1 protein-coding gene is annotated in these 2,508 nt (G+C 32.6%); it reads right to left on the minus strand.

All coding sequences use genetic code 11. The annotated features are described in order from the left end of the window. Window positions 1–783 precede the first annotated feature (783 nt). Window positions 784–2,199, minus strand: coding sequence for an adenylate/guanylate cyclase domain-containing protein (locus AFK68_RS01960; RefSeq protein ID WP_094671211.1), 1,416 nt, complete (start codon window positions 2,197–2,199; stop codon window positions 784–786). Between the last annotated feature and the right edge of the window lie 309 nt (window positions 2,200–2,508).

A 2,508-nucleotide genomic window follows, 5' to 3' on the forward strand; every position in this document is an offset into this window, starting at 1 on the left:
AACTATAGCATATTTGTGGTTAATCTTAAAGATTCCTTTGCTTCACTAATAGACATAGGAGTGAAAAAATATATTTTTTTTGCACATCTTAGGCAAGAGGAAACAGGGAAGACTGAACAGGGAAAATATTGTTATTTTAAACATATTTGATAACATCAAACTCTGCCGTTAGGCAAGATTTAGCAAAAGTTTTAGTAAAATTTACTTGGGGTTGGTTGAATAAATTTAAAAGCCTTGAAAGATAAAAGCTTGAGGATTTTTGGATTGAAAAAAATGTCAGGTTTTCAGTTGACAAATATCAAAAACTTAGTATTTTGCGCAGAATAATAGCAGAAAAATCAAGGGAAAAATCTATCTGACTATCTCCTCTATACTACTCTCTACTCCCCCACTACCCTACTCCTCTAGTCTCACGCTTCCCTACTCCTTAAAAAGACTTTTTCAGCAAATCCTACTTAAGAATCACTAAGTAAAATGTAATTTTTTTATGGTTAAATTATCAGAACTACTCTATTTTTCGGGAGGTTTTTCCTACAGATAAGTTACACTAACACTTCGTTCTAGAAAGGACTAAATTTTTAGGCGTGTCAAGCCACTTCTGAACTGACACAGCTAATTNCCTCTATACTACTCTCTACTCCCCCACTACCCTACTCCTCTAGTCTCACGCTTCCCTACTCCTTAAAAAGACTTTTTCAGCAAATCCTACTTAAGAATCACTAAGTAAAATGTAATTTTTTTATGGTTAAATTATCAGAACTACTCTATAAGAGCAAAAATCTCTTATCCATGATTATCTCTATCAACTAAAAAATATGTATTCATCTTTCCCTTACCCTTAATCATAATAGTTCCTCTTGCATCAAATATATATTTACCTTTTAAATAATTGTAAGTTGATTCTGTAACTTGAATCTTATTAGGTTCACCATGAGATTCCATCCGACTAGCAGTATTAACTGAATCACCCCAGAGGTCATAAATAAACTTTTTTCTACCAATAACACCAGCAATAACAGGACCAGTATTAATGCCAATTCTAATACTAAGCTGCATATTATTTTTTTGATTAAAATAAGTAATTGCTGTCTGCATATCCAAAGCCATTTCAGCAATTGCCTCAACATGATCTTGCCTTGGTTCTGGTAAACCTCCAACCACCATATAAGCATCTCCAATAGTTTTAATTTTTTCCAAACTATATCTATCAGTCAACTCATCAAAGCAAGAAAATATTTCATTGAGCAAATCAACTAATTCTACAGGATTAATCTTTTCTGATAGCTCAGTAAACCCTACTAAGTCTGCAAATAAAATAGTAACTTCAGAAAAACCTTCAGCAATATCTTTCCTCCCTTCCTTTAATTTTTCTGCAATAGTTTTTGGCAAAACATTTAACAACAAACTTTCAGATTTTTCTTGTTCAGCTAATAATATTTTTTCTGCTTGCTGCCGTTGATAAATTTCTGTGGATACTCGCTCAAACATTTGATTAAAAGCTCTCATTACCTCTCCCAATTCATCTTGACGCTGAACAGAAACAGAATAAAATTTAACCTGATTTCCATTTTTACTTAAAGCTTCTCCAGCAGCAATTAAGTCATCTCTTAACTTCAAGATAGGATTAATCAATGTAAATCCTAATACCTCCATTGTCACCAAAGTAACAAAAACAGAGATAACTATTACAAGCACTGTAATTCTGCCAATATAAGCATATAATTCTCGTTGAATTTTAGAGGCATCGTGACGAGCAATTAATGTGTAATTGATTCCCAAATAATCTGCGGATAATGCCACATCATATCGCTTACCATCTTGACTCCTAACACGGAGAATATTGTTGTCCTGAAGATGAAAAAAATCTATTTCTGGAGCTTCACCGATAGTTTCAACTAATTCTCCTTTAGAATCATAAATTCTGACTCCCAAAATTACAGAATCTTCCGTTAATGTTTTTACCTTCATCTGAAAGATACCATCAGATGTCATACTGGTTTCAGTTAAACGTACAATAGAATTAAAAATTGCTCCAGAAATATCTTCTAATTGGTGAAGTAGTTCCTCTTCTCGCCGATAATAAGATGGAATTAAAATTAAAGTCTCAATTACTATAATACTGGCAAATATCCACAAGACTATTTGTCTGGATAAACGTGCTCTCAAAGAACAAAATAATCTGGAAATTTTAGGAAACATATACAATTTATTTGCTGGGAAGTTTACTAAAAGCTTGCACCGTTCACCCTCAAATAAAAAAACTAAAATACTATAGAATTAGCTAATACTAATTCACTTCAATAATGTCATAAGTAGTTTCATTACATTCCTTATAATTATAGCAATTCCCACAAGGAGTGACGTACAAAATTCCTTTGTTTTAGGGAGCAGGGAGTAGGGAGTAGGGAAGATGGGAGAATGGGGAGTATAAAATAAGGAAAACAACTGTACTTCATTAGCTTGAGAAACCCTATATTGCCTAAAATTACTAAAGTATTACTTTTGAAT

Source organism: Hydrocoleum sp. CS-953 (assembly GCF_002260545.1).
Classification (GTDB): Bacteria; Cyanobacteriota; Cyanobacteriia; order Cyanobacteriales; family Microcoleaceae; genus Trichodesmium.

Excerpts from the sequence above, each read along its gene's own strand:
- AFK68_RS01960 (WP_094671211.1), bottom strand. The coding sequence starts at position 2,199 with ATGTTTCCTAAAATTTCCAGATTATTTTGTTCTTTGAGAGCACGTTTA.